The organism is Micromonospora echinospora (genome assembly GCF_900091495.1).
GTDB classification, from domain to species: Bacteria; Actinomycetota; Actinomycetes; order Mycobacteriales; family Micromonosporaceae; genus Micromonospora; species Micromonospora echinospora.
This window is the reverse complement of record NZ_LT607413.1, coordinates 1,122,367-1,142,529: the sequence shown is the minus strand read 5'-3', so window position 1 is coordinate 1,142,529 and position 20,163 is coordinate 1,122,367. Positions and strand designations below refer to the sequence as shown.

General features: G+C 74.4%; 11 protein-coding genes. 5 read left to right on the top strand and 6 right to left on the bottom strand.

Going from position 1 to position 20,163, the window contains the following annotated elements:
- Nucleotides 1–86: 86 nt before the first annotated feature.
- The gene (locus GA0070618_RS05055) at nt 87–5,030 is read right to left on the bottom strand and encodes an SCO7613 C-terminal domain-containing membrane protein (RefSeq protein WP_088985295.1); all 4,944 of its coding nucleotides are present in this window, start codon (nt 5,028–5,030) and stop codon (nt 87–89) included.
- A gap of 194 nt (nt 5,031–5,224) precedes the next feature.
- Nucleotides 5,225–6,652 carry a UDP-glucose dehydrogenase family protein gene (locus GA0070618_RS05050; protein WP_088980594.1) on the bottom strand — a complete coding sequence of 476 codons (1,428 nt, stop codon included), beginning with the start codon at nt 6,650–6,652 and terminating at the stop codon, nt 5,225–5,227.
- Nucleotides 6,653–6,895: 243 nt separating this feature from the next.
- On the opposite strand from GA0070618_RS05050, the gene GA0070618_RS05045 reads away from it, so the two are divergent.
- Nucleotides 6,896–8,059: an acyl-CoA dehydrogenase family protein gene (locus GA0070618_RS05045; protein ID WP_088980593.1), complete on the top strand. Its 1,164-nt coding sequence runs from the start codon at nt 6,896–6,898 to the stop codon at nt 8,057–8,059.
- Here GA0070618_RS05045 and GA0070618_RS05040 read toward each other — a convergent pair.
- On the bottom strand, nt 8,031–9,374 hold the full coding sequence (locus GA0070618_RS05040) for an aKG-HExxH-type peptide beta-hydroxylase (protein ID WP_143740233.1): 1,344 nt from the start codon (nt 9,372–9,374) through the stop codon (nt 8,031–8,033). The two genes, GA0070618_RS05045 and GA0070618_RS05040, sit on opposite strands and share 29 nt — an antisense overlap.
- 170 nt (nt 9,375–9,544) lie before the next feature.
- Between GA0070618_RS05040 and GA0070618_RS05035 the strand changes: the two genes are divergently transcribed.
- The 4 genes from GA0070618_RS05035 to GA0070618_RS05020 are packed head-to-tail and all read left to right on the top strand — an operon-like array spanning nt 9,545 to nt 16,015.
- Entirely contained in the window at nt 9,545–9,793 is a 249-nt protein-coding gene (locus GA0070618_RS05035) for a hypothetical protein (RefSeq protein ID WP_143740232.1), read from the top strand.
- Between the two features lie 27 nt (nt 9,794–9,820).
- Nucleotides 9,821–13,600, top strand: coding sequence for an FxSxx-COOH system tetratricopeptide repeat protein (gene fxsT, locus GA0070618_RS05030; protein ID WP_088980590.1), 3,780 nt, complete (start codon nt 9,821–9,823; stop codon nt 13,598–13,600).
- Nucleotides 13,597–14,757, top strand: a complete 1,161-nt coding sequence (locus tag GA0070618_RS05025) for a hypothetical protein (protein ID WP_088980589.1) — start codon at nt 13,597–13,599, stop codon at nt 14,755–14,757. Before fxsT ends, GA0070618_RS05025 begins: the two co-directional genes overlap by 4 nt.
- A 4-nt stretch (nt 14,758–14,761) precedes the next feature.
- Entirely contained in the window at nt 14,762–16,015 is a 1,254-nt protein-coding gene (locus GA0070618_RS05020; protein WP_088980588.1) for a cation:proton antiporter, read from the top strand.
- Here the strand turns inward: GA0070618_RS05020 and GA0070618_RS05015 are convergent.
- Genes GA0070618_RS05015 through GA0070618_RS05005 form a run of 3 tightly spaced genes read right to left on the bottom strand, consistent with a single transcriptional unit; the run spans nt 15,996 to nt 20,055 of the window.
- The gene (locus tag GA0070618_RS05015) at nt 15,996–18,275 is read right to left on the bottom strand and encodes a BREX system ATP-binding domain-containing protein (RefSeq protein WP_088980587.1); all 2,280 of its coding nucleotides are present in this window, start codon (nt 18,273–18,275) and stop codon (nt 15,996–15,998) included. The genes GA0070618_RS05020 and GA0070618_RS05015 overlap by 20 nt on opposite strands.
- A complete protein-coding gene (locus tag GA0070618_RS05010; RefSeq protein ID WP_088980586.1) occupies nt 18,275–19,225 on the bottom strand; it encodes a hypothetical protein in 951 nt (316 codons plus the stop codon). The genes GA0070618_RS05015 and GA0070618_RS05010 overlap by 1 nt, the downstream gene beginning before the upstream one ends.
- Nucleotides 19,222–20,055, bottom strand: a complete 834-nt coding sequence (locus tag GA0070618_RS05005; protein ID WP_157748917.1) for a hypothetical protein — start codon at nt 20,053–20,055, stop codon at nt 19,222–19,224. The genes GA0070618_RS05010 and GA0070618_RS05005 overlap by 4 nt, the downstream gene beginning before the upstream one ends.
- Between the last annotated feature and the right edge of the window lie 108 nt (nt 20,056–20,163).

Sequence of the window (20,163 nt, the reverse complement as noted above, 5' to 3'; positions counted from 1 at the left end):
TCCCCTGCTACCACCTCGGCTGCGACGGCGGTGGGGGCGGGCGCGGCGCACGGGGCTGGCGTGGTGGGCGGGGGCGGGGTGCTGGGTCAGCGCATGCCACGGAGGGCGGTCTGGAGGCGGTCCTGGGCGCGGCGGCGTCGCTCGTTGCTCGCGCCCAGCACCAGCAGCACCAGGCCGACCAGGAGCAGCGCCAGCCAGGGCCCGAAACTGAACAGCGCGTGCAGCGCGGCGAACGTGGTGACCACCGCCCCGACGATCACCGGGGCCTGCTGCTGGGTCATCGAACCCCAGACCAGCACGGCCACCGCGCCGAGCAGCAGGAGCACCTGCCGGAGCATGCTGGATTCGGTGGCCAGCACGATCGCCAGGGTGGGCACGAACGCGGCCACCAACGCCGGCCCGTACGCCACCCAGCTGCTCAGATCTGGCCGCTCCCGTAGCTCCATCACGCCGACCAGCAGGGCGAGCGCCGCGAACGGCAGAGTGTAGGCCTCGGGGAGCGCCACGTCGGCGACCCGCATCAGGATCCACCAGGCGACGATCTCGCAGCCCACCACCGACCAGAACAGGATGCGTCGCTCGGTCGGGCGGCGACCCGGCCGGGTGGCGGCCACTCCGAGCACCGCGCCCCAGCCGGCCAGCAGGGCGGCGATGTGCCGTGGCGAGTCGAAGGCGAGGGCCAGCGCGATCAGCGCGGCAGCGTACCCGCTCCACTCCACGGTGGCCGCCTCGCGGTGCGCCTCCGGTCGGCGCAGCCGGGGCAGGCGGGCGGCGAACACCTGGAGCGCCGCGCCGACCGCCAGCACCCCGAACGCCGACCAGACCGGGGCGAGTCCGGCGACCAGGCCGATGGTGAGCACCAGCAGTTGGGCCATCAGGGAGGCGAACAGCCAGCCGAGGATGCGGGCGCGCTCGGTGCTGCCGAACAGCGCCGCGATCGTGCCGACCGCGACCGCCCCGGCGAGGGTGAAGACGGTGAGGTCCCGGGTGGCGAGGCTGCCGGCCAGTCCCGCCCCGCCTCCGGCGAGCCCGATGGCGAAGGTCAGGATCCGGGTCCAGCGCAGCGACCGGGCCCGCTCGACCCCGGGCGGCGGTGGGGTCAGCGCCAGCCCGAGCATCGCCAGGGTGAACACCGCCAGCGCGGCCAGGGTGGTCTGCGGCCAGCCCAGGCCGAGCGCGATCGGCGCGATGAGCACGGTGACCGCGAGTCCGGGCAGCACCACCGGAACCGCCCGGAAGTACTGCCCGCCGCTGAACGCGGTCGCGGCGAGCGCCGCGCAGATGGTGAGCAGCAGGGCGGTCAGCACGTGGGTCGGGTCGGCCGCCCCGGCCGGTGGGGTGAACAGCTGCGGCGGTGGTCCCTCCCAGACCCGCGACAGCGTCGCGTACGGCTCGACCAGCGCGACCACCAGGGCCGGCGCGATCGAGGCCACGGCCAGCGCGACCGGCAGCGCGGCGGCGGCGAGGGCACCGGCCGCCGGGCTGACCCGCCAACGCCGGTCGGCGAGCCGGTCCGGCATCCGGCGCAGCGCCCCGTCGATCATCACCGCCCAGCGGCCGACCGGCTGGGCCGAGGTGGCCGGTGGCACGGTGGCGGCCCGGACCAGCTCGGCGAGGACCCCGAGCAGGGCGGCCGCCGCCGCGAAGACGCCGACCGGCAGGCTGGTGGGGATCGCGGCGAGCGCGCTGACGGTGGCCCCGGCGGCGATGCCGAGGCTCGCGTACGGCAGGTACTGCGGCACCCGTCGCCGGAGGGCGGCCACCGCCGCCAGGCCGAGGCTGGAGGCGGCCAGCGCGGCGGTGAGCAGCACCTCGGGACCGTGCCCGGCCTCGGCGCCGAGTGCGGCGACCACGCCGGGAAGGGCGAGCAGGGCCGCCGCCGTGCCGAGGCCACCCATGGTGACGAGGTGCGGCGGCATGCCGTCGATCTCGACGCGCTCGGTCTGCCGGGCGGCGAACATCCGGGCCAGCCCGGCGACCGTCGCCCCGACCAGCACCACGATGCTCAGCGCCAGCGCGGTGGTCCACGGCCGGACCAGCCCCGCGCCGACCCCGTGCAGCGCCACCAGCGCGGCGACGGTGGCCCGGGAGAGCGCCGCCCGAGGATCGGCCGCCGCGACCGCGGCCATCCCGAAGACGGTGGCGACCGTGCCGCCGACCAGCACCGGCGACCACCAGGGCAGGTCGAACGCGGCGGGTGCGCCGATGGTGGCCAGCACCGCCGCCGCGCCGGAGACGTCGTGCTTCCACGGCTCGGGCAGGAGGATCGCGGCGGCGACGCCGAGCAGGACCAGCGCGACCGGGGCCTGGGCGGTGGTGCCGCCGGTGGGCGCGGCCGGCCAGCCGGTGAGGTCACCCGCCCAGATCGGTCCGGGCACCGCAATCACCCCGAACCCGCCGCGCAGCGCCATCCAACCGGCCAGCGCGCCGACGATCGCCCCGGCGACCGCCATGCCCAGGACCGGCCCCCGTCGCCACTCGTCGGGCAGCGTCCGGGCGGCGACCGCGACCAGCAGCACCAGCGCCGCCGCGACCACCAGTTGCGCACCGGGGGCGAGCACCGCCGCGATCCGCAGCAGGGTGGCGACGAGCGCGGCGGTGGCCGCCGCCGCGGCGAAGTCGGAACCGTCGAGGGCGAAGTCGCCCCGGCCCCGGGCGTCGATGGCCGGGGCGAGGAAGAGCAGCAGCGCGGCGACCAGCAGCAGCGCCGCGACCCAGGCGTCGGCGGAGGTGCTGCCGGGGGCGACGAAGGCCGCCGCGGCGACGACCAGTGCCCCGAGTCCGGCCCCCATCGCCAACGGTGGGCTGATCTCCCGCTGGGACACCTGCACGATCGCCGAGTAGCCGAGCGTGACGCAGACGGCCAGGAAACTGGAGGCGAGGATCGGGACGGTGAGTTCCCGCAGGGCGGCCGGGGTGAGTACCGGACCGGTGGGGGTCAGCGCGGCGACGAAGGCGGCCACCGCTCCGGGCAGGGCGAACGCCGCGCCGCCGGCGGCCCAGGCGGTGAGGGTGTCCGCTGCCGCCGCCGAGGCGACCCGTACCCGGGGGGCGAGGGTCACCAGCACTCCGCCCGCGAAGAGGGTGAGCAGCACGGCGGCGGTGAGCGCCGGCCGGGCCAGCGACGCCCCGGCGCCGATCAGTCCGACCACGGCGGCGGCGACGACGTGTGCCCGTACGGCCCGGGTGGTGCGGGCGGAGAGCCCGACCAGCCCGAGGCCGATGGCGGTGAGCACCAGCGGCCACGGGGCGAGCACCCAGCTCAGCCCGAACGAGGCCGGCACGGCCAGCGCGGTCACCGCGGCCCCGGCCACCGCGAACTCCCGCCGGATCTCGGCCGGGAGGGCGAGCACCGCCGCGACGGTGAGCAGCAGCGCGCTGACCGCGAGCTGCCAGCCGGCCGGTCCGGCGGCGGTGGCGAGCACCGCAGGGTACCGGTCGAGGTCGGCGGACCAGGCGGGGAGCGCGGCGCGGACCGGGGCGAGCCCGGCGTACAGCGCGCCGGCCCCGACGAACAGGCCGGTGACGGTCAGCGCGACCGCCGAGGCCAGTTGCGGGCCGCGCCGGATCCGGTCCGGTACGGCCCGGACGGCGACGCTGGTCAGCGCGATGACGAGGGAGACCAGCAGCACCACCTGGCCGGGCAGGGCGACTGCGGCGAGCCGGCTGAACGCACCGATCACGGCGAGGGTGGCGATCGCGGCCCCGAGGTCCGGCAGGGGCGGGCGGCGGGTGGCCATCGTCCCGACCAGGGTCACCCCGGCGGCCAGCAGGAGCACGACCGCCGCGCCGAGGGCGGCGGGCCCGGTGTCCGCGCGCAGCAGCGCGGTGACCGCGTACGCCAGGGCGAGGGCGAGCGCCACGGCGTGCAGGGCCCAGGCCAGTTCCCTGAGCCAGGGCACCGGCCGGGCCGGGGCGGCCGGCCGGGCGCCGACCCGGTCGGGCCGGGTGGCCCTCGGGTCGCTGAAGACCTCGTCGGCCTCCTCCGGCGCGCCCTCCGGCCGGGCCGTGGCCCGGCGGTCCGGGTCGGGACCGGGCGGCGGGGTGACCGGGCGCTCGGTGGTCAGCGGGGAACGGGCCAGCCAGAGGTCGATCGCGGCGACCAGGGTGAAGACCAGCGCCCATCCGGTGGCGCCGTGCACCAGGCCGGACACGAGCAGCGGGAGCACCGGCTGTACGGCGAGCACGGCGGCGAACCGGGGCACCCGCAGTCCCGTCCAGCGGGCGTAGCCGTAGCCGACCCCGGCGGTGACCGCGAAGATCAGTCCGGCGAAGACCGTGCCGGGGACCGTGCCCGAGTCGGACGATGCCACGGCGTAGAGCGCGTACCCGTCCAGCGGCACCAGGATCAGTCCGACCGCGGCGATCGTCTCGGCCGTGGACACCAGCCCCCGGCGCGCGACCACGGGTGCGCTGAACAGCATCAGCGCGGTCGCGGCGAGGAGGACGAGCAGCCGGGCCAGCGCGTCCATCGAGGATGTCGCCACCCCCGCGAAGACCACTGCGGCGACGCCGATCAGCAGCGCGCCCAGGCCGAGCGGGATGTTCTGCACCTCGCGCGAGGAGGCCTCCGGCGGGTGCTCCGGGTCGTCCGCGTCGAGCCAGGTGGCGGTGGTCGTCGTGGGCGGATCGTCCGGGGGACGGTTGCCCTGGCGGGGGACCCGGGGCGGGGCGTCGGTCGGTGCGCCGCCGGAGGCGCCGGGCGGGGCGTCGGTGGAGGCCGCCGGCGCGCCGGGGGGCTGGCGCGGGGCCCGGCGGCGCAGCAGCACCCGGCGGGTCTTGGTGGCCTGTTTCAGCTTCTCCTCGCCGGCGTGCGCGAGGATGTCCCGCTGGAAGAGGGCCGCCTGCATCTTCTGGGCGATCTGCCGCTGCTCGCGGGCGATCTCGGCGTCCCGCGCCTTCATCTCCGCGATGGACCGTTCGACCTCGGCGATGTGGGCCGCCCACTGTGGCTGCTCGGCACCGCACGCCGGGCAGCGGCGCGCCGGCTTGATCTCCCGACCACACGAGGAGCACTGGAAGCTAGCCACGAACAACTCCTCCACCCGGTCGCCCCGCACTGTGGAATCCCACTGTGGCAGCATGCCCAAACCCGGCACGGATTTCGATAGTTGCCGCCGCGTCGCGGCCAGAAAAGTCGCGGACAGACACGGAACCGGTCGCGGAGCGTGTTCCGCGACCGGTTCCGGTCACCTGTTCGGGGGCGGTGCGCCCCGTCGGCGGGTCAGGGTCGACCCATGCCCCGGTACTCCCAGCCGGCCTGGAGCCAGAGGGTCGAGTCCAGGCAGTTGCGGCCGTCGACCACCCGGCGCTGGGCGACGAGTTCGCCGAGGACGACCGGGTCGGCGTTGCGGAAGTCCGCCCACTCGGTGAGGACGCAGACCAGGTCGGCTCCGGTGACGGCGTCGTTGATGCTCGGCTCGTAGTGCAGCTCGGGCATGGCCCGGCGGGCGTTCTCCATGCCCTCCGGGTCGAAGACGCGCACGTCCGCGCCGGCCTTGCCGAGCAGCGCGGCCACGGCGAGCGCCGGGGCGTCGCGGACGTCGTCGGTGTTCGGCTTGAAGGTGGCCCCGAGCACCGCGATCCGGGTGCCGGTGAGGTCCGGCCCCGCCGGACCGTACCGGCGGCCGAGCAGGTCGGCGGCGAGTTGCAGCACCCGGCTCCGGCGGCGCAGGTTGATCAGGTCGACCTCGTGCAGGAAGCGCAGCGCCTCGCCGGCCCCGAGTTCCTGGGCCCGGGCCTGGAAGGCGCGGATGTCCTTGGGCAGGCACGCGCCGCCGAAGCCGAGTCCGGCCTGGAGGAAGCGGTTGCCGATCCGGGGGTCGTACCCGATGGCCCGGGCGAGCTGGGTGACGTCGCCGCCGGCGACCTCGCAGACCTCGGCCATCGCGTTGATGAAGGAGATCTTGGTGGCGAGGAAGGCGTTCGCGGCGACCTTGACCAGCTCCGCGGTGGCGAAGTCGGTGACCACCAGCGGCACCTCGCGGTCCTCGGTGGCGGCCAGGTCGAAGACTCCCTTGTGGGCGGCGTAGAGCATGCCGTTGGCCCACTCGCTCTTCACCCCGACCACGATCCGGTTGGGGCGCAGCACGTCGTCGACGGCGAAGCCCTCCTGGAGGAACTCGGGGCTCCACGCCACCTCGACGCCCAGGTCGGGGGAGCTGTGCTTGCCGACCAGCTGCTCGACCCACTCGGCCGTGCCGACCGGCACGGTCGACTTGCCGACGATCAGCGCCTTGCGGGTGAGGTGCTGGGCCAGGCTGCTGACCGACGCCTCGACGTAGGTGAGGTCGGCGCCGAGACCGTCGGCGCGCTGCGGGGTGCCCACGCAGATGAAGTGCACGTCACCGAAGTCGGCGGTCTCGGCGATGTCGGTGCTGAACCGCAGCCGTCCGGCGGCGAGGTTCCGCTTGAGCAGCTCGTCCAGGCCGGGCTCGTGGATCGGCACCTCGCCCGCGTTCAGCTTGGCGATCTTGTCTACGTCGACGTCGTAGCCGAGCACGTCGTAGCCGAGTTCGGCATAGCAGATCGCATACGTCGCACCGAGGTAGCCGGTGCCGAGGAAGGTGACCCGGGGCCGGGGGGCACCGGAGGGGGGAGTCACCGCCGGGATCGCCGGCATCGGCTGGGTGTTCGGGTACGGGATCGTCACGCCTGTCTTCTCCGCTCGCGCTGGCGGCGCTTCGTCGCGTCGCAATCGGCTGCGGCGCCTGGCCGGGCACCGGGTGACAATTCTGTCGTCTCCATGGTCCGCTGGCTCTGTAGGGGCCGTTGGGGCAGGAGCCTACGCGCCGGTAGGCGTCACCTGAACTCTGGTCGCTATTCTCAGTCTGCGTGGTCGGTGGCCCACGAAGCCACGGTCTGCGCATGATAGCGGCGAAGGGGAGGGGCCAACATGCCCGCAGAGCAGTCGTTCGACGTCTACCGGTTGCCCGAGGAGCACGACGCGGTCCGGGAGGCGGTCCGGGAGGTCTGTGAGGCGAAGGTCGCCCCGCACGCCGCGGAGGCCGACGAGACCGGCGAGTTCCCGAAGGCGTCCTACGACGCCCTGCGGGCCGCCGACTTCCACGCCCCGCACATCCCGACCGAGTACGGCGGCGCCGGCGCGGACGCGTTGGCCACGGCCATCGTGATCGAGGAGGTGGCCCGGGCCTGCGCCTCGTCCTCGCTGATCCCGGCGGTCAACAAGCTGGGCACGATGCCGCTGCTGCTGGCCGGCTCCGAGGAGCTCAAGCGCCGCTACCTGACTCCGGTCGCCGCCGGGGAGGCCATGTTCTCGTACTGCCTCTCCGAGCCGGAGGCGGGCAGCGACGCGGCCTCGATGACCACCCGCGCGGTACGTGACGGGGATCACTGGGTGCTCAACGGGGTCAAGCGGTGGATCACCAACGCGGGCGTCTCGGAGTACTACACCGTCTTCGCGGTGACCGATCCCGCCGCGCGGTCCAGGGGGATCTCCGCCTTCGTGGTGGAGAAGTCCGACCCCGGGGTCAGCTTCGGCGCCCCGGAGAAGAAGCTCGGCATCAAGGGCTCGCCCACCCGCGAGGTCTACTTCGACCAGGTGCGCATCCCGGCGGACCGGATCATCGGCGCCGAGGGCACCGGGTTCGCGACCGCCATGCGGACGCTGGACCACACCCGGGTCACCATCGCCGCCCAGGCGCTCGGCATCGCGCAGGGCGCGCTCGACTACGCCAAGGGGTACGTGCGGGAGCGCAAGCAGTTCGGCAAGCCGGTGGCGGAGTTCCAGGGCATCCAGTTCATGGTCGCCGACATGGGCATGAAGCTGGAGGCCGCCCGGCAGCTCACCTACGCCGCCGCCGCCCGGTCCGAGCGTGGGGACGTCGACCTGACCTACTTCGGCGCGGCGGCGAAGTGCTTCGCCTCCGACGTCGCCATGGAGATCACCACCGACGCGGTGCAGTTGCTCGGCGGCTACGGCTACACCCGGGACTACCCGGTCGAGCGGATGATGCGGGACGCCAAGATCACCCAGATCTACGAGGGCACCAACCAGGTGCAGCGGATCGTCATGGCCCGTCAGCTCCTGCGCGACTGACCCGCCGCCGAGGGACCGGTCCTCCGGCCGCCCCCGCCCGCTCCCGGGCGCGGGGCGGCACCGGGTGCGGCACCCGCCGGTCCCAGCCCGTCGCCACCCGGTGCAGCTGCTCCACCAGCAGTCGGCCATGGGAGGTGAGCCGGTCACCGGCGAGCAGCAGCTCGGCGACCTCCCGGCAGGCGACGCCGGTCCGGCGGAACTCCGTCCGGGCCCGGTGCCGTCCTTCCGGCCGGGTCTCGTGGTGCTGCTGGCGACGCCAGAACCGGGCCACGCCGATGTGCGCGTAGAGGCCCTGGAGCAGCGCGGGCAACGGACGCGGCCCCACCCGCCAGGGGGCGGGGAGCCGGACGTCGTCGCCGGGCCGCAGGAGCGGGAAGAGGTTCTCCAGCGCGGCGAGCTTGTTGTGGGCCAGCTCGTGCACCAGCGTCGCCGCCGTGGTCGCGGCGTCCCCGCCGCCGGAGAGCGCGACACAGCCCACCCCGGCCGGGAACGTCCCACTGACCAGTGCCGCCCCGGCCTCCGCCGGCACGCCGGAGCCGGTCAGCTCGGGCGCCCCGGGCGACAGCGGCATGACCACGGAGATCGCGGCGGCCAGCTCCTCGGCGTACCCGCGGTGGCGGGTGGCGAGCAGTCGCCAGCCCGGGGCGAGCGCCGCGCGCCACCGGGCCGCCTCGTCCGGGGACACCGGGGCGGCCGGGCGGGAGAGTGACCAGAGGTCGTCCAGCCACAGCTCCAGTCGCCCACCGGCGTGCAGCCGGGGCAGCGGCCACCAGTCCACGCCGGGACGTGGTGGCACACCGTCGACCGTCAGGCCGTGCGCGGTGACGGTCAGCGTGACCCTCGCCGGGCCGTCCGGGTCGAGCCGGACATGACCGGCCATGGGCAGCGGGAACGCCGACCCGGGCGGTGTCGGAAACCCGACGGTGGCCGACGATCCGGCGTACCGGGCCGCCGCCGCGGCGACCGGCGCGAGCATGGCCGGCCACGCGCCGGTCGGTGGGGCGCTCCCCGTGGCGTCCGGGCGCCCGTGGTCCGTCGGCGCAGCCAGTCGGGCGAGGGTCTCCGCCGCCCACGCGCTCACGCTGGGGTACGTCAGCACCCGGCGGACCGCGTCGGGGTCGGTCCGGCGGAGCCCGCCGAGCAGTCGCCAGGCCTGCCGGACGGCGTCGGTGTGCGGGTGGTCGAGTTCGGCGCACCGCTCCACGACCTCACGCAGAGTCAACAGGTTCCGGCTGTACTGGGCGGCCAACAGGATCTGGACGGCGGACCGTCCGCCGCCGCCCCGGGCCAGCGCCAGAAACGTTCCGGGAGGCATCACGTGCCGGTCGGCTCGCCCCGTCGACCGTTCCGGGTCACGCACGGTTCCCCCGAAATGACTGCTGAATATCGATGAACGCTACGATAGGTTACTGGCGGAGCGCTGGCTGTGCTGCATGCGGTGCGGTTCTCAATAGATCGAAGGTGGGGCAAAGCATGCCGGAAAGGATGAGCAGTCATGACGGCCCCCTGATATCTGATCTTCTCAATGCTGAGGAACTGGACCCGTCGGATCTCGACGCGCTGCCCCGGGAACTCCTGCGGCAGTCGTTGCGGCGACTCATCGACGAGACCGGCGAGCCCCGTGGGCACTTCCTGTGGTTCCCCAACCAGACCAGCGACCCGGGCGTCGCACCGGCCACCGGGCGGAGGCGAGCGGAGGTCGAGCGAACGGAGAGGGATGGACATGACGGGTGACCGCCGTCCAGACAGGTCGGAGCCGCGATGACCGGATCGGGTCCGTCCCGGGCGGACAGCGGTCCGACCGGCACCAACGTGGTGGCCTTCCTGGCGCCGACCAGCCGGACCGGGCGTACCAACCTGGTCAGTAACCTGGCCTGGATCCTGGCCCGGTCCGGACGCCGGGTGCTCGTCGTCGACGCCGGTCGGGGCACCGTACGCGTGCACGAGCACCTGCGCATGTTCCACACCGACGAGTGGCCGGTCACCGACCAGCTTCCGCCGGAACTCGCCCGGTCCCTCTTCCCCGCCTCGGCGGGGGTCGCCCGGCAGTTCGCCGAACAGCCCGTCCTGCGCCGGTACGCGGCCCCGCCCGGCCGGCTCGACGTGGTGTGGATGCCCGACTCCGCCCCGTGGCCGCCCCCCGGGGAACTCGGCGAAACCTCCTTCACCGAGCTGCGCCGGCAACTGCGCCTCACCGAGTACGACGTCGTCCTCCTCGACCCGGTCGACACCGACCCGACGGTGGACCGTTGGGCGGCGGTGCTCTGCGAGACGGTGGTGCTCTGCTTCCCGTACCGCTATCCCCGGCTGCCCGAGGTGGCGGCGCTGGCCCGGCGGGTGCACCGGGCCGCGCCCGCCGGGGTCCGGCTGGTCGGCGTGGCGACCGCCGTGGACGAGCCCGACCCGACCCGCGCCGCGCAGCGGCGGGACGCCATCCGCCGGGGCCTGGGCGGCGTGCTCGACGAGCCGTCCGGATCGTTCGAGATGCCGCTGGTGGAGGTGCCCGGGAGCCCGACCGGGCAGACACTCGCCCCGCTGTTGGAGGAGTCACCCCACCGGGACCGGGTGCTCGCCGCCTATGGCGAGCTGCTGCGGCTGGTCACCGACGGTGCGGTCGGCACCGCCCGCCCGGAGCCGGAGTCGTTGCGCACCCGCTACCGGTACGGCCTGGGCCGGCAGGCCGCCGACGACCAGAGCGAGGTCCACCTGGCCCACCCGGCGCGCCAACGGCCCTGGGCGGACTGGCTCCGCGCCGAGCTGGCGGCGGTGGGTGTCCGGGCCCGCCCGTGGCTTCCGGACGACGAGGGCCGGCGCGCCCGCCGGACGACCGTGCTGGCGGTGGCCCCGGCGGACGACGCGGAGGAACAGTGGCTCACCGGCGTGCTCGGCGCGGTCCGCGCCGACCCGGAGACCGAGCTGCTGGTCGCCCGGACCGGCCCGGTCACCGACGACGCCCTGCCGCACGACGACGTCCGGGTGGTCGACCTGACCGGATGCACCGAGGAACAGGCCCGCGAACGGCTGCGCGGCACGCTCGGGCTCGCCGGGATCCGTCCGGTTCCGGTCAGGGACTCCTGGCGGCCGGGCTTCCCCGGCGACCCGAAGGAACCGCCCCGGGAGTTCCAGCTGCCGTCCCGGCCCCGACTCTTCGTCGGCCGTGACCAGGATCTGGCCGAGCTGCGCGACCTGCTGCTGGCCGGTCCTCCCGGGCGTCCGGTCGTGGTGACCGGGCCGGCCGCCGTGGGCAAGACCAGCCTCGTCGGCGAGTACGCCCACCGCTTCCGCTGGGACTACGACCTGATCGTCTGGATCAGCGCGGGCGGGCTGCACGACGTCCGGGCCGCGCTGACCGAACTCGCCGCCGAACTGGGCGTCGAGCCCCGGGGCAACCCGGTCCAGGAGGTGCTGCACGAGCTGGGTCGGCGCAGCGGGCAGTGGCTGGTCGTCTACGACGGCGCGGGGGACGAGGAACTGTCCGACCTGCTGCCGAGCGGCTCCGGCCACGTCGTGGTGACCCGCCGCTCCGACGCCGCCCTGCCCCCGGGCGCGGTTACGGTCACCGTGGGCGACCTCGTCGAGGCCGACGCCGTACGCCTGCTCACCGCGCGGGTGCGCGGGCTCTCCCGGGTGCCGGCGACGGCGGTGGTGGAGACCATCGGGGCGTCCCCGCTCGACCTGCGGCTCGCCTCGGGTCTGCTCGGGCAGGCCGGCATCCTGCTCAGTTCGGGGCACGCGGTCGCCGACTCCCGTGGTGCCGACACGGCGGTGCCCGCCTTCTGCGCGGCGGTCGCCGGACCGGCCGGGGAGCCCGCCGCCGCCCGGATCGTGCGCGTCGCGACGGCCCTGATGCGGGAGGACTTCAGTGGTCGGGTCGCGGTGGTGGTGGCGCAGATGTGCGCCTTCGCCTCCCCGCTGGGGCTCTCCCTGTCGATCCTCGGGTCGCGGTCGATGCGGGCACAGGTCGCGCGCGGCCTCTCCGAGGCCGACGGGGCGACGTTGTGCGCCGACGGCTGGGAGATGGACCGGGCGTTGGCGGCGGGGGTCCGGTTCCGGCTGCTGGAGGTCGCCTGGGGACGGGGCGGTGTGGTGCGGATGCACCCGGCCGTGCAGGCCGTCGTCCTGGCCGGGATGTCCGCCCAGGAGCGTGAGGAACGGCGCGGGCAGTTCCTGCGCGGCCTGGCCGAGGTGGCGCCCCGGACGATCGCCGCCGACTCACCGGTGCGCCGCGAACTGCACCGGCACCTGATCTCCTCCGGCGCGCTCGACGTGGACGGTCCCGACGAGGTGCGGCGGTGGCTGGTCGAACAGCTCGAACACCTCATCGCCCGGGGCGACGGCGAGGCCCCGGACGCGCTGCGCCGGTGGCGCCCGGCGCTGGACCGGTGGCTGGCCCGGCACGGCTGGCGTGACCGCTTCACCCTCCGCCTGGCCACCCGGCTGGCCGACGTCACCCGCTCGCTCGGTCGTGGCGGGGAGGCGCTGGAGCTGAGCCGGACCGCGCTGCGCGAGGGGACGGCCCTCTTCGGCCCCGACCACCCCTGGGTCCTGGTGACCCGCCGAGGGCTGGCCGGCGACCTGCGCGGACTGGGTCAGTTCCGGGCTGCCCTGGTCGAGGACCAGGCCACCTGGCGTGGTTTCCGGGACCAGTTCGGCAACGACCACCCGGAGACGCTGATCGCGGCGCACAACCTGGCCAACTCGTTCCACCTGGCCGGGCGGACCGACGAGGCGCTGCGGGTCGCGGAACGGGCCCGAGACCGCCGGTCGCGGCTCTTCGGCGGACACAACGCCGACACCCTCTGGCTGGTCAGCGACATCGGCAGCTTCCGACGCGAGCTGGGCGACCTGGAGGAGGCCCGCCGCCTGCTCGCCGAGGCGTACCGGCGGCGGGGCGGCCGGGGTCGCGGCGACGAGGACACCCTCCTGCTGCGGATCCTGCGCAACCTCGCGGTCACCGAGCGGCGGCGCGGCCAGCCCGACAAGGCCAAGGAGCTCAACAGCCGGGCGTACCTCGCGCTGCGGCGGCTGGTCGGGGAGCAGAACCCGCTGACCCGGTCCTGCCGGCTCAGCCTCGCCGTCGACTACCACCTGGCCGGGGACGGCGAGTACGCGACGCGGCTGATCGAGGAGAGCCTCGCCGGGTACGAACACGACCTGGGCCCCGAGCACCCGTTCGCGCACATCTGCCGCAGCCTGCGCGCGGTCGTGCTGGACTCCCGGGGGCGGACCGACGAGGCGGTCGCCGATGCGGAGAAGGCGGCGGCCGGACTCGCCGCCACGCTCGGCGAACCGCACCCGTGGGCGATCGGCGCGCTGGTCAACCAGGCCGTCGTCGTCGCGGCCGGTCGGCCGGCGGTGGCCGAGGAACTGCTGCGGACGGCCGTCGAACAGGGGCGGGACTTCCTCGGACCGGACCACCCGTGCCTGCGAACCGCCCGCCGGGCGCTGGCGGCGGTGGTCAGTGCCGGCGAGGTCACCGGCCCGGGCCGCGAGGGCCGGGTGCCCTTCGACTTCGTCGACATGGAGGTGCCGGAAACATGAGCGGGCAGACGCCGGCCGACGCGACGGCCACCGGAACGACCCCGCCGGTCGACCGGCCGACACCGTCGGCGGCGGCCGAACCTGCCGCCGCCCATGGGGACGCGCCCCGGCGGCGGGTCAGCGTCACGCTCGGCACCCACCTCGGGGACCGGCGGCCCCCGAGCCTCGGGGCGTGCGAGGAGCTGATGAACGAGGTGGGAAGCATCTCCCACCTGGCCCGCTACCGCACCGGCACCTGCGACTTCGCGCTCGACGCGTGGGAACCGGCCGGCCCGCACGGCCCGCTCGGCCTCACCGCCGACGAGCGGCAGCTCATCGGCCGGGACGTGGTGCACGTGATGACCGACCTGGACGACCAGCTCCGCCCGGCGCGCACCGGCGACCTCGTCCGGCTGCTGCTGCACACCGACCGGGGCGCCCTGTTCGGTCTCTCCGTGCTGCGGGAGCAGTTCCTGGTGGCGTTGGGCTGGTCCAGCGGCACCCGGGACGAGTTGCCGCCGCAGGACCCGGCAGTCCGGGCCGCCGACATCGAACTGGCCGGGCTGGCCAACCGGATGCGGGAGACGGTCAGTCAGCAACCCACCGACTACGGCGGCTGGCTCGGGTTGAACGAGCCGACGCTCAGCTCCGGCATCCGGGACATCCGGCCCAGTTCCGGCCCACCCGCGACGCCGGTGACCCCGGTGCCGACCCAGACGCCGGCGGATGGACGGCCGCCCGGCGGTACGTCGCCGGTGTCCCGGCCCGGGGCGGTACCGTCCACGTCGTCGCCCGCCGTGACCTGCCGCCGCCACCTGAGCGTCGAGGACCTGCACTACGTGGCTCTCTGCCGGGCCGGCCGGGTGGAGGTCACCGAGGACATCCTGGACGACCCCGGGCTGGCGCGCTTCTTCGACGACGTCACCCCGCGCGGGCGCCGGCAGTTCTACGCCCTGCTCGGGCAGCGCATCGACGTCCACCTGCGCACCCTGGTCCGGGCCACCCACCTGGCCCTCGGCTCGCGGGTCCGGCGGCTGGTGCTCGACGTCGAGCAGGGTGCCCTGTTCTGCTACCCGGTCGGACTGGACCGCTACCTGCTCGCGGTCACCCTGGACCAGCACCTGGTCTGGGCGGCCGACGACAAGGCGGCCCAGCTCGCCCACCAGCTCGGCGGGTGACGCGGTGCCACTGCGGCAGGCCGGGCCCCTCCGCGGAACGCGGGGATCCGCCCGGGCCCGGTTCCGGCGTCGGCAGCGCCCATCCGGTCCGACCGCGGACCGGTCCGGACACCGGGCCGGGCTGCGCGAGGCGGTCCTGCCGTCGCTGACGCGTACCGGCACGTTCGTGCTGGTGGCGGCGCTCGGCTGGCTGCTCGCCGAGAACCGGGACTGGGTCGGGACGTACCGCTCGGACGCGTACCTCGCGTTGGCCGGGACGCTGCTCGCCGTCGGCCTCTACGCCAGCACGTACGGCATCGACCTGGGGGCCGCCCGCCGGAACGCCCGCCTGGTCGTGCTCGCCGTCAGCGGCGGCGTGGTGGTCAAGGCCGCACTGATCTCGGCGGTGATGTACCTGGCCTTCCAGGAACCGGCGTACCTCGTGCTCGGTGTCGCGGTCGCCCAGATCGACCCCGTCTCGTTCGCCGCCGCGCGGCTCACGTCCCGGATGTCCGCACAGGCCAAGACGATCCTCTCCGCGTGGGCGTCGTTCGACGACCCGATCACCGTCCTGCTGACCGTGTACGCCGCCGCCTGGGTCTGGCCGCTGGTGCCCGCCGATCCGGCGGCGGCCCCCGCGCCCCCGCACACCGGGTTCGAGTCGTTCGGGCTCTCCCTGGCGCAGAACCTGGCCCTGGCAGCGGTGGCCGCGCTCGTCTGGTGGGGCACCGAACGGCTGCGCCGGTGGGTACGCTCCGGCCGGCTCGTGACCGCCCTCCAGATCGTGGTGCTGGCCGGACTCGCCGCCTTCGCGGTGTGGCAGTTCCTGATGCTGGCCCTCGCCGTGGCCGGGCTGTTCTACCGGCCGCCCCTCGGGGCCGTGCTGGACCGACTCACCCAGGGGGCGTTCCTGGCCGCCAGCTTCGCGCTGGGGTTGGTCCTGGTCGGTGGGATCAGCCCGCTGGCCGGTGTGGTGCTGGGCCTCGCGGCGGTCGGCGCGCACGTGGTGGTGGCCCTGGTGATCGGCGGGCGGCTGCCCCGTTCCGACCGCGTCGACGTGCTGCTCGGCCAGCAGAACGGGATCACCGCGATCATCCTCGCGCTGGTGCTGGAGCGCCAGTTCGTCGGCACGGTGGCGGTGGTCGCCCCGGCCATCCTCACCATCAACGTGCTGCACGCCCTCACCAACGGGCTGCGCGAGGCGTACCGGCGACCGGGGCCGGCGGTCGACCTGCCGGCGCCACCGATCCGGCCTCCGCTCAGCCCTCGACGGGGGTGAGCGCGACCAGCAGCTCCGTCCGGACCCGGGAACTGAAGTCGCCGAGGAGGTCCTCCGCCTCCTGCTGCTGTCGGTCGGGCACCGTGTAACCGACCATGCCCTGGAGGCTGCGTAGCTGGTAGAGGGGGAGGTACTCGTAGACGACGTCGAAGACCCGACAGATCGTGTCGAGCCGCTCCCGGTGCCGTGCGGTCAGGCCGCTGCCCGGCGGCTGGTCGATTGATCCATACCACTCGACCACGGCGTGCCCGAATGCCTCGATCAGCGAGGTCAGCAGGGCGGTGACCCCGGTGGCGGCGTGCACCTCCGAGGTCCGCATCCGGGCCCGCACCGACTGCCGTGCCCCGCGCCCGCCCTCGTCCTCCTGAAAGGCCCGGCGCAGCAGTTCCCGGGCCGGGGTGAGCAGGTCGACCGCGGAGAAGGCGGCGTCGAAGAGGCTGACCACCGGCGCGGGCAGGGTGGCGACGACGGCGACGTGCCCGCGACGTTCGCCACCCGTGCTGGAGAGCCCACGCTGGATGTCGTGCAGCTCCCGGTAGATCGCGGCGAGCTGCTGGTCGTTGCGCCCCCGAAGCTCCTCCAACGAGCCGGTCAACACGGTCAGCAGGTGCTGGGTGGCCGACTGCCGCCGGTCGAGCCGGGTCAGGTGCGGGGCGACCGCGGCGAGCGGACCGTCCTGTGGGTACCGCTCCTCCAGCCGGCTCGCCATCGCCTTGAACTCCAGAGCGAACTGGTCGACGAAGGAGCGGGGATGGTAGGTCAACGGCTCCCGGCCGACCGCCTCCCGCAGCCGTTGGCGGTACCGGGCCGGAGGCGGCTCCAGCGCGACCAGCAGCAGTTCGCAGTCGCGGTGCGCGCGGATCGACCGGCACCGGCGTTCCACCGCGGCGATGTCGGTGTCGTCGAGCAGCGGCTCGGAGAGCAGGATGGCGCAGCCCACGTCGTTCGAGGCGACCGGCACCCAGTAGTCCACCCGGCTGTCCACGCCGCTGTCCAGGAAGTGGTCCGGTACGTACGTGTCGTATCCCGCGCCGACCAGGACCTGACGGATCTCGGCGCGGACGTTCTGCGCGTTGCCGGCGTCGTAGATCTCCCGCGCGGTCTGCCGGACCATCGGGGGCGTGACCAGGGACCGCTGGTCGTGGGCCCGCCGCCAGAGCCGGTGGCAGAGCGAGATCACCTGCCGGGGGACCCCGCTGGTCAGGTCGACGATCTGCGCGACCGTCTGCTCGGTGAACGGCTCCAGCCGGCCGCCCTGCCGGTTCAGGACGTAGTCCTGCACCTCGGCGGCGGTCAGCGTGGACATCGTGATGTGCTCGGTGATCCGGTCGCGCACGTCCCGCCGCAGGGAGCCGAGCAGGTCGGGCAGCCCGGCCAGGATCAGGAAGGTGTTCGAGGCGGCGAAGACCCGCAGCATCTCCTTGAACGCGTCGATCGCCTCGTCGGCGCGCAGGCCGGCGGCGGTGAGCAACTGGTCCAGCTCGTCGATCACCATCACGAACGGGTGGTCGCCGTGTCCGATCAGCAGGGCGAAGACCCCCATCGCCTGGAGCGCGGTGGTCTCGCTGCTGGTGATCGCCTCGGTGATGCCCCGCTCGCGGAGGACGTCGGAGGGGGACGCGCCGCTGAACCACTCCCAGACCGCGTCCTCGAAACCTCCCCGCAACAGCAGGGTGAGCGCCTGGCTGAACTCGACGTTGTCGGTGACCTCCCGGAGCCGTTCCCGCAACTGCCGCAGGAACGCGCTCTCCATCAGCCCGAACATCTCCACCAGCGCGACCGGGTCGATCGTCCCGGCACGCAGCTGCTCGGCCACCGGCGCGGTCGCCGAGGAGACGCGCAACTCGTCGGCGAGGATCTCGGCGTACAGGCTGCGGACCCGCTCGTGGACCAGCTCCCGCCGCTCGGCCAGCTTGTCGGCGAAGGCCCGGTAGAGCGAGGCGAAGGTGTCCGGCGGGGCGTTCAGGTGCACCGACTGCACCGCGCCGCCGAGGCTGGCGGCGGCGTGCCGGATCAGGTACGACGCGAGGTGGGTCTTGCCGGTGCCGTAGTCGCCGACGATCGCCAGCACCTGTCCCGACGGGGTCTGCGGGCGGGCCCGGACGGCGGAGAGGTAGGAGTCCATGGCGTTGACGGCCCGCCGGACGGCGACTGTCGGGATGGTGACCGAGGTCGATCCGGCGTCCGCGATCTGGGCGACGGCGCTCGACGGATAAGGATTCACCTCACCGCTCAGGTCCAGGTGGTCGAAGGCGTCCATCAGCGCGGATTCTCCAGCAGACTCACGGCGATACTTAGAAAGTGTTGACTGATGTGCTGGTAGGTCACCTCATCCGGTCGGTCAGCTTGTACGCGTAGTTTCTCGTACATGCCGTAGAGTAGCCGCTGCACCTCACCGATGGACACATGTCGACGGAACGTCGTGTAGTCGTCAAGAGCCTTTGCGGCGACCCGGGGCAGTTCCCCCTCGGGCACGGCGCCGAGCCGCTGTTCGGCGAAGCGGGCCGCGTCGTGTTCCCGCAGCCCACCCACCTCCAGGAAGACGGGCGGGGCGTGGCCGGCCTGGTCGAGCCGCTGGCGTCGCTCGTCCGGCAGTTGGTACGACGTCTCGCCGAAGAACACGATCCGCGCCCGGGCGTCGGTGGCGTAGGTGACCAGCTCCTCGGTCAGGTCCGCCGAACGGGGCAGCAGCACGATCAGCACCAGGTCCGTCGGAAGGCAGCTCGCCAGGTTGAAGTACGCGTCGTCGGGTTGCTCGCGCATCTGGTGGGCCAGTTCCGAGGTGAACAGCTGCCGCTGGAACACCGTGTCGACCAGGGCCTTGCACACCTTGGCGCGCCGCTCGGCCATCGGCTCGTTCTCCCGGGCCTGCCGGGTCACGTCCACGACCTCGCCCCGCAGGCCGGCGGTGGCCAGCTGCTCCCGCAGCCAGTGCGCGCAACGGTTGATCAGGGCGGTCTTGCCGCATCCCCGGTCGCCGGTCACCACCACGAGCCGCCCGGTGTCGACCAGGTACGACGGATCGTGGAACTCCGCCCGGCAGCGCGCGAAGGCCGCCTCCGTGTTGTCCACCGGCACGTAGAGCGAGAGGTGCCTGTCGTTGCGGACCGGGTTCAGCGGGTCCACGTCCCGCATCAGTCCCGGCACCGCGAACGGGTTCGTCGGCACCTTCTCGGTCGGCTCGTGCCGTGAGCTGATCACCCCGGTCATCGCCGGCCCGCCGGGGTCCGCGTCCGGAACCGTGGCTCCTGCATCGCCTCCGCCACCTGCGCCACCTCCGCCTCCAACCGGCCCAGCGCCACCCGTGTCTCGGCGACCCAGCCGGGCCGCTCCTGCGGGCTCCGGGCGGTCCACCGCGCCGTCATCCCCGCACCGAGCGGCTCCCGGTCCAGCGTCTCACCGAGCGTGCGGGGCAGCGACCAGTGACGGTACGCCGTCGCCGCCGCCCGGAGCCGGGTCGCCAACTCCAGCCGCCGGTCCTGCACCTCGCCGTCGTCCGGCGCCATCCCGGGCCGTCGCTGCTCCAACTCGCGCAACAGCCGCTCGACCGCCGCCCGGTAGGCGCGGGCGGCGGCGCGTAACGCCTCCGCCTCGACCCGCCGGGCGTCCGCGGCGGCCGACCGCCGGCTGAACCAGGCGGCCAGCGCGGCACTGACCACGGCGAGCAGCAACGCCGGGGTGAAGCCGGACCACGGGGACGACCCGCCTCCCGACGGCCGCTGTTCCGCACCGAGCAGCGCCCGACAGGTCCGGGCGAAGTCCGCCGGACGCTCGCCGCGCCACCGCTCCGCGCCGCCGCTTCCGCCCGGCCAGTCCAGCCGTTCGGCGGTCGACTCCGGGCGGACCACGCCGAGCGCGTGGGCGGCCTGGACCAGGGCGGGACGCCGGTCGGCGGCCAGACACCAGACGGCGGCCGCGTCGTCGACCGTGCCCGCCCGGTGCCGCCGGTACGCCCAGACACCGGTGACCGCCACGGCGACCAGGGCGAAGGCCACCGCGGCGGCCACCGCGCGCCGACCGATGACGGATGGCACTCGCATAGCGGCTGACTGTAGTGAATGGCGGCCGGTCGGGGTACTGCCCGCCCGGCCGGAGATCCGACACCGACGACGCCCGCCGGCTACGCCGCCCGTCCATCAGGGACGGTC